The organism is Arthrobacter sedimenti (assembly GCF_042652025.1).
Taxonomy (GTDB): Bacteria; Actinomycetota; Actinomycetes; order Actinomycetales; family Micrococcaceae; genus Arthrobacter; species Arthrobacter sedimenti.
Map to the genome: position 1 here is coordinate 100,135 of NZ_JBHSDQ010000010.1, position 7,204 is coordinate 107,338.

The following is a 7,204-nucleotide window of genomic DNA, read 5'->3' on the forward strand; positions in this document are numbered from 1 at the left end:
CCCTGTTGATCCCAGCCGGCGCAACAGCGGGGTGCTCCTACGAATACGACGAGCCAACGCATACGCCTCAAACCGAATCTCCACGCGAAACGCGCTCCCCTGTGCCTTCCATTGATCCTCTCGTCCTGGAGCGCGAGGTCCACAACTACCGTGAGTTGGACCGGCTCCTGAAGGCAACACCGGGGCCGGTCCTCCTTTTTGAGGAGGGCCCGCTTGATGGCCCGGTCAGGGGGTTTGGCACGACGGCGGAAGTCCCCGCGCCTGGGCAGTACACCTTCACAGCGGCCTGCGTCGGCGCTTCCAGTGCCCAGGTCGCCATCGGGCAGGAGCACCCCGGAGCTCCCTTCCAGCCCGTCGAACTGACGCTGGACTGCATCGAAGCAACCACGCAGGTCATGGAGCTGCAGCAGGGGTACGTTTTCGCCCACCTGGTGGTGCCGGCGCCCGGCGATACCCCCTGGACAGGAGCCGTGGGCGGAGTACGCGTGACAGGTGGGGCACCTACGCCAAGCACCGGGAAATCCCCCTGACAAAAGGCCCTGTTATCGCTGGCCGCATGCCATAAGGCTGGGGTTTAAGGATCATCAGCAGGCCAGGCAGGAGGTCTGGAATGACTGCGCAGCCACAACATGGATTGCCGCTGGTACCAGGCGCTGCAGGGAAAGGGTTCACCTACTTCATCCGTCGGCACCCCGTACCTGCCTACTACGCCCTGACCTTTGTCATTTCATGGGGCTTGATGGCAGCGGTCATTGGCGTCGCGCCGGCCCCGATGGCTGTTGCACTATCCCTTGGCCCCCTCGGACCCGCCGCCGCATCCATCATCCTCACGAGCTTCCTGGACGGAAAGGCGGGCCTTCGGGAGCTGGTAGCCCGCCTTCGCCGGTGGCGGGTGGGCGCCCGCTGGTATGCGCTGGCACTCCTGACCGCTCCACTCGTCATGGCTTCGACGGCCGTGGCAGTCGCCGTCGTCTTCCCCGGTTTCTACGGCGGCGTTTCGACGGCGGCCGAGCTGGTGATCGTCGTATTGGCCGGGATTGCGGTGGGCTTGATAGTCGGCATGCTGGAGGAGCTGGGCTGGACAGGCTTCGCGCTGCCCCGCCTGCGCCGGCGGCACGGCGTGGTGTCCACAGCCTTGATCATGGCCGTGTTGTGGGGTGCCTGGCACTACCCCATGTTCGCCAACAGCACTGACCCGTCAGGAGCCATACCCAACGCCCTCATCGTGGCCGTGTTCCTGTTTGGCTGGCTGCCCGCTTATCGGGTGCTGATGGTTTGGCTCTACGACCGGACGGGGAGCCTCCCCTTGGCCATGCTGATGCACGCGCCCCTCTCCGCGGGCGCCTTCATTAACTCCTTCATGGCGGCCTCCGGGAACGCATCGGGAATCGCCATCCTGGTTCCGTCCCTCAGCTGGGGTGCGGCATTCTGGGTGGTTGCCGCCGTCGTCCTTCTCACCGAACGCCGCCACCCGCGGGAGACGACGTGACCGCGCAACTCCCGCCGGTGCCGGCAGGGGAAGCAATCCTGTCGGCAGCGCGGCGTTTCACCGCTGCCCACGGCCGGAAACTCAAGGTCGGTGAGGTGGAATGGCGCTATGCAAGGCTGGGCGAGGGACCGCCCGTGCTCTGGCTAACCGGCGGCCTGCGCCGGGCTGGGCTGGGGTACGACTTCCTTGGGCGGCTTGCGCGCAACCACGCGGTGGTGGCGCCGGATTACGCGCCAGTGAAGCGCTTTACCGATTTCGACGACGGCGTCTCCGCGATCCTGCGCGCTGAGGGAATTGAGCGGTGCGACGCGGTGGGCCAGTCCTACGGCGGTTTGCTCGCCCAGGCGTTCCTTGCTGCCCATCCCGGCCGGATCAACCGTTTGGTGCTCTCCAGCAGCGGCCCGGCAGACTACGGCCGGCTCTGGGTGCCGGCCCTGGCAGTGGCAATCCTGGCGGCGCGGGTACTGCCGAAGCGTTGGTCGGCTTCCCTGCTACTTGCCGGCCTAACCGGACTCCTCCCGGCCGGGTCAGATCCCGATGGCAACTGGGCAGCGGTTCTTCGCCACACTGTCCGGCACGACTTGACCAGGGCGGATATGGTGTCGCATTTCTCGGTCGCCGCTGACGTGGCCAGGAGGCAGCTGGTGCGTCCGGAACGGTTTCAGCAGTGGAGGGGAGACGCCGTGGTGCTGCGGGCGGAGAACGACCGCACCCAGGACGCCGGCGACATCCCCCGGCTCCAGAGATTGCTGGGCAGGCGGGTTCGGACGATTTCGATGGGCCCTGCCGGTCACACGGCGGCGCTGCTGGAACCGGAGCGCTATGTGCAGTGGCTGGAAAAGGCGCTGGGCTGATCTCCGGCGGACCACCGCCACATGGACGTCGCTCCCCAAAATTATGAGGTGTGCGCAGTTGAACCGCCGGCGCAGCCGCTTTCAAGGATTTGCCTGATCTCCGCGAGGCGCTGCAGCAGCCGGGGCCGCATGCTGTGGGTGATGGCCGGCAGCAGCCACCGGAGGAGCCAATGGGACCGGACGGTTTCTCTGTGGTGCAGGATGCTTCCGCCCCCAAAAGTATCAATTTGGTAGGTGAGGTGCCCGTTGAGCCAGTGGCTGGAAAAGTCCATGCCGAGAAGGTGCGGCGGGTCGAAATCGGACACCACGCTCTCGGTGTGGAACCAGCAACCCGGCGCCAAGCGTACCCATTCGTGCCAGCGTGTGCCCACCGCGGTTGGGCCAGCCGGTTCCTTGACCATTCGGACGGCGGCGTCGCGAGGTATCGGTTCGAAGTCCTGGATATCGGAGAGCAGAGCGAACACCGCCGATTGAGGCCTCCGGATCGCGACGGCAAGGTTAAACGTGGTGGCCCTTCTGATCACTTTTCCAGCATCCACGGACACAGCCCCACCGGTAGGGACCACTACCCCTGGACTTTTTGTCCTACCTGTCCGGCAGAATGGGGTTTCAATTAGTCAAATGTCTGGAATACAAGCCCGCCTACGAGAACCAGGACAGGAATGAAGGAATTCTTTACTGCCTCTTGCGACGGGGACATGCTGCGGTTGCAGTGGGTCCCGGAAGTCCACATCACGTACCAGACCGCCGTGCGTGCAGCCCGGGTTCTGGAGGGTCTAAGTGGTGGGCGCGCGTTACCTCTCCTGGTTAATCTCGCCGGTGTTGCCGGGTTGACGCCGCAGGCCAGGGCGGGCATGAATGCGTACCGCGGATTCTCGGCAGTGGCCCTCATCGGGGACGGGGCGATGGGTAAAGTCGTAGCGGCCTTTTCCAAGCGGGCCCTCACCCCCACGGCATATTTCACCAGTGAATCCGAGGCCCTGACATGGTTGTCCGAACAGGGCAGCCGGGCAAGCGCTCCGCGCGAAGCGCGGCAAACGGAAATTTGATCGCCACCAGGCTCACGACGCCGGCGACGGCTCCAGGCTGGGAATTGCCCCTCGGCGCGCTTCCTGATGCCCAGCAGCATGCCAGGGTCCATGACGAGGCAACCGGGGCGGAGGAGGAAGTCCATGACCCTGAGCGCGGCCTCCCGGCGAACCAGGCGCCTGCGTGACACGTCGGGTGCCCATGCTTGACGCCGCCATCCGGCACACGCTAGAAAGTAAGCAGCCTTATTATTTGTCGATTCTGCAAAAGAGTTCTGCAAAGGGAGGACCTGACATGAGTGACAAGCCCGGCAACCAGACGCCGAACACGCCCGATGTGAGCGAGACGAAACTGCGCAGCATGAAGGTGGATGAACTCCGCAAGGAGGCCAGGGAAGAACACATTGCCGGGGCCTCGGATATGCACAAGGAAGACCTGGTAAAGGCTGTGGCTAAGGCCCGGCAGGAGGACCACGACGGCGGCCGGAAGGAAGGTTCCCGGTCCGGCTCAGGCAACTCCGGACGGGCCAGCAGCGGCAAGTCAGGCAGCGGCAAGGAAGGCCGTGACGAGCCCGGCAACCAAACCCCCAACACCCCGGACGTGAGCGAAACCGAGCTGCGCGGCATGAAAGTGGATGAACTCCGCAGGGAGGCCAGGGAAGACCACATCCCCGGCGCCTCCGGCATGCGGAAGGAAGAACTGGTCAAAGAGGTGGCCAAGGCCCGCCAGGAGGGCGCGGGCGGCGGAGGTAACCGGAGTGAGGATGCCGGCGGAGACGCGGAGGACCTCGGCGCCGGCCCCGACGGCGGCAAGATCCGTTACGGCGATGACTCGTCCAAGTCACTGAAGTACTCGCAGGAGATCACCTCCACGGAGGAGGAACCCGAGCGCGAAGGCCGGAGCCTGGCTACCACGCACCATGAAGTCATCAGGCAGTGGGCCGAAGAACGCGGCGGTGTCCCTGCCACGGTGGAGGGCACCGAGCATGGCGACCATTTGGGCGTCCTGCGCATCGATTTCCAGGACAGGGACGCCAACCTTCGCGAGGTCAGCTGGGAGGAATGGTTCAAGACGTTCGACGACCGGCGGCTGAACTTCGTTTACCAGGAGGAGCGGACGGACGGAAACCAGTCCACCTTCTTCCGGCTGGAGAACCCGGACCGTGAAGACGCGTAGGGTCACCCAGGCCTGACACATGCAGGAGGCGCCATCGCTGTTGCGGTGGCGCCTCCTGCATGCGCGCCTAGAGCCGCGTATCAAACGACCCGCAAAACACGTTCTCGTTGAACGTGCCCTGGAACTCCGATTTGCCCTGGATCTTTTCCACTGCGGCCCGGATCGCTTCCCGTGTTCCCGCATGGGCGTGGATGGCGGTCCTGACCATGGGCACGTCGATCAGGTGGTTCGGCTGGTTCAGGGAAACGAACACAGTGGGCACCTCGGTGGCGTACCAGGGAATCTCGGCAGCCATGGGAGAAGACCATTTGATCCGGATGGCTGCCTCCTGCGCGAAACCTTTCACGTTGGCGAAGACAAACGCTGCGTCGTACTTCTCCGCGTAGTCGCCGGTGGCTTCCTCGGACAGCACCCGCATGAAGTTCATGCCGGCCTCCCCCGCCGCCTCGCGCTGCTCTGCCGTCCGGAACAGGTGGACCTGGAACCCGGCAGCTTCCAGTTCCTCCTTCACCACGTCCAGGTAGGCCAGTGGATCCGCCCGGGTAAAGTCTGCCCCGCCGGAGATTCCGTACAAACGGATGCGGGGGTGGGTGGCCGGCGTGATGGGCAGGTTACCGGCCGTGTCCTTGACCAGCGTCACCGTCTTGTCTGCAATCCCAGCGGCCACGGCACGGTGCTCAGCAGACCCAATAACGGCAAGCGCCTCGGCAGGCGGAACCAGCTCATCAGCAGATTTCCGGTGCAGCCCCAGCGACGCCTTCAATCCCAGGATCCGTCGCAGCGCATCATGCAGCCGCTGCTCGGTAATGAGACCGGACTTGTAGCCGTCCATCATGTATTGGAAGTCCTCGGCGGGGTTCCGGAAGAACAGGAACATGTCGCAGCCGGCAGCGATCGTGGCAGGCACCAGGTCCTTGCGCTTCATCGCCTGTGTCAGCCCAACCATTTGCGAAGCATCGGTGAGCACCAGGCCGTTGAACCCGAGTTCCCCGCGCAGCAGGTCCTGCAGGAGTTCCGGGGACAACGTGGCAGGCAGGACCTCGGAGTCGGACAGCCCGGGCCGGAAATGCCGGGATACCTCCGGCGCCCCGATGTGGCCGGCCATGATGGACTGCACGCCATGCGCAATCATCTCCCGGTACACGTGTCCGTACGTCCGGTTCCACTCCTCGTAGGGGAGGGTGTTGTAGGACGTGACCACGTGCTGGTCCCGCTCATCCATACCGTCCCCCGGGAAGTGCTTCATGGCGCATGCCGTGGGTGATTCGCTGATGCCGTCGAAGTACTCCTTGGCCCGCTCCACCACAACTTCCGGCGTGTTGCCGAAGGAGCGCGTGGAAATGACCGTGTTCCGCCAGTTGTAGTGGATGTCCACGATCGGTGCGAAGGCCCAGTTGCAGCCCAGGGCCGCCGTCTCCACCCCGGCCACCTGCCCCATCTGCCGGGCGATGTTCTTGTCCGGATGCGAGCCCGCCTGCAGATGCGTGGATACGAACGTTCCGTCGTCGCAGCTGCCGGCCCCGCCCATCTCGGGGTTGGACGCAACCAGCAACGGAATCCGGGACTTGGACTGCGCGTAGCGGATGTGTTCCTGCACCGCAGCGGACGGACCCGGACGGTAACGCATGCCGCCCACGTGGTAGTTCTCCAGCACCCCGTCGAGGTACTCGGGTGAGTAGTCGTTGTTGTGGTTGATGAACAGCTGCCCGATCTTCTCCTCGAGCGTCATCGCACCAATCGTGCCCTCCACCCAGGCGACCGCGTCGTCGTCGAGATTGAACGGGGCGGCGGCCAGGTCGACGTCGAACTGCCGCGGCCGGGTCCCGGCGGCACCTTCGGCTGAATGTGCGACGGCGGCAATCCCCTTTAGTGCCGCGGCCACCACTTCCGGCACGGGCGCGGCGATGTCCACCACCACGCCGCGTTCGTCCTCCTGCAGCGGTTCCAGGGTGGCGAGCTGGGAGTCCAGCAGCGCGGGCGGCATGAAATGCCCGGCCCTGCCGCCCACACGCTGGGCGAGGACCTCCTTGCTGCCGTTCAGATGCAGGAAGATGGTGTCCGGCGCCTGTTCCCGGATCGCGTCGCGGTAGGTTCGCCGCAGCGCCGAACAGGCCAGGACCATCCCGCTGTCACCGGCGGCAGCCAGCTCACGTCCCACGATCGCCAGCCAGGGCCAGCGGTCCTCATCGGTCAACGGGTGACCGGCCGCCATCTTGGCAACGTTCTCCACCGGATGCAGGGAGTCGCCGTCGAGGAAGGGCACCCCGAGTTCGCGGGCCACGAGGCCGCCCACGGTCGTCTTGCCGCAGCCGGAGACGCCCATGACCACCACGCGGGGTTTAGCAGGGGCGGGAATATTGTTGCTCACCAAAGTTGTCCTTCTTGCCGGTCGTGGTTTCTGTTACCAGCCGTGGCCACGCTCACCAGTCGTGGACGGTGCCGTCGACGAGGCGGTTGTAGGGCAGGTAGGCCTGCTGGTACGGGTAGGCCGCGGCGGCTTCCTCGTTGAATTCGACGCCGATCCCGGGCTTGTCGCCCGGGTGCAGGTACCCGTCCACGAACGTCATGGACTGCTCGAAGACCTCGTTGGTCTTCACCGAGTGCTGCATGTACTCCTGGATCCCGTAGTTATGGATCGCCAACCCCACATGCAGCT

8 protein-coding genes are annotated in these 7,204 nt (G+C 65.0%); 5 read left to right on the forward strand and 3 right to left on the reverse strand.

Annotated elements, in window-relative coordinates; all coding sequences use genetic code 11:
• Positions 1-101 precede the first annotated feature (101 nt).
• The 3 genes from ACFO0G_RS18375 (at position 102) to ACFO0G_RS18385 (ending at position 2,343) form a co-directional block, all read left to right on the forward strand.
• Complete coding sequence (locus ACFO0G_RS18375; protein WP_376979424.1) at positions 102-530, forward strand: hypothetical protein; 429 nt, start codon at positions 102-104, stop codon at positions 528-530.
• A gap of 80 nt (positions 531-610) precedes the next feature.
• The gene (locus ACFO0G_RS18380; RefSeq protein WP_376979426.1) at positions 611-1,489 is read left to right on the forward strand and encodes a CPBP family intramembrane glutamic endopeptidase; all 879 of its coding nucleotides are present in this window, start codon (positions 611-613) and stop codon (positions 1,487-1,489) included.
• Complete coding sequence (locus ACFO0G_RS18385; RefSeq protein ID WP_376979428.1) at positions 1,486-2,343, forward strand: alpha/beta hydrolase; 858 nt, start codon at positions 1,486-1,488, stop codon at positions 2,341-2,343. The genes ACFO0G_RS18380 and ACFO0G_RS18385 overlap by 4 nt, the downstream gene beginning before the upstream one ends.
• Before the next feature lie 41 nt (positions 2,344-2,384).
• Here ACFO0G_RS18385 and ACFO0G_RS18390 read toward each other — a convergent pair whose 3' ends face one another.
• The gene (locus ACFO0G_RS18390) at positions 2,385-2,867 is read right to left on the reverse strand and encodes an SRPBCC family protein (protein WP_376979430.1); all 483 of its coding nucleotides are present in this window, start codon (positions 2,865-2,867) and stop codon (positions 2,385-2,387) included.
• Between the two features lie 138 nt (positions 2,868-3,005).
• Here ACFO0G_RS18390 and ACFO0G_RS18395 point away from each other — a divergent pair, with 138 nt between their 5' ends.
• Together ACFO0G_RS18395 and ACFO0G_RS18400 are read left to right on the forward strand one after the other, a co-directional pair.
• Positions 3,006-3,392 (forward strand): DUF7793 family protein, encoded by a 387-nt coding sequence (locus ACFO0G_RS18395; RefSeq protein WP_376979432.1) that lies wholly within the window; start codon positions 3,006-3,008, stop codon positions 3,390-3,392.
• A 274-nt stretch (positions 3,393-3,666) separates the two neighbouring features.
• On the forward strand, positions 3,667-4,548 hold the full coding sequence (locus ACFO0G_RS18400; protein ID WP_376979434.1) for a Rho termination factor N-terminal domain-containing protein: 882 nt from the start codon (positions 3,667-3,669) through the stop codon (positions 4,546-4,548).
• A 67-nt stretch (positions 4,549-4,615) separates the two neighbouring features.
• Here the strand turns inward: ACFO0G_RS18400 and ACFO0G_RS18405 are convergent, their stop codons facing one another.
• On the reverse strand, positions 4,616-6,871 hold the full coding sequence (locus ACFO0G_RS18405) for a gluconokinase, GntK/IdnK-type (protein ID WP_376979438.1): 2,256 nt from the start codon (positions 6,869-6,871) through the stop codon (positions 4,616-4,618).
• 97 nt (positions 6,872-6,968) lie between these two features.
• On the reverse strand, positions 6,969-7,204 hold a 236-nt coding region (locus ACFO0G_RS18410), incomplete at its 5' end, for an enolase C-terminal domain-like protein (RefSeq protein WP_376979436.1).

Bases quoted from the DNA above. Each gene is read 5' to 3' on its own strand.
- ACFO0G_RS18380 (WP_376979426.1), top strand. From the start codon at position 611: ATGACTGCGCAGCCACAACATGGATTGCCGCTGGTACCAGGCGCTGCA.
- ACFO0G_RS18400 (WP_376979434.1), top strand. From the start codon at position 3,667: ATGAGTGACAAGCCCGGCAACCAGACGCCGAACACGCCCGATGTGAGC.
- ACFO0G_RS18395 (WP_376979432.1), top strand. From the start codon at position 3,006: ATGAAGGAATTCTTTACTGCCTCTTGCGACGGGGACATGCTGCGGTTG.
- ACFO0G_RS18405 (WP_376979438.1), bottom strand. From the start codon at position 6,871: ATGGGCGTCTCCGGCTGCGGCAAGACGACCGTGGGCGGCCTCGTGGCC.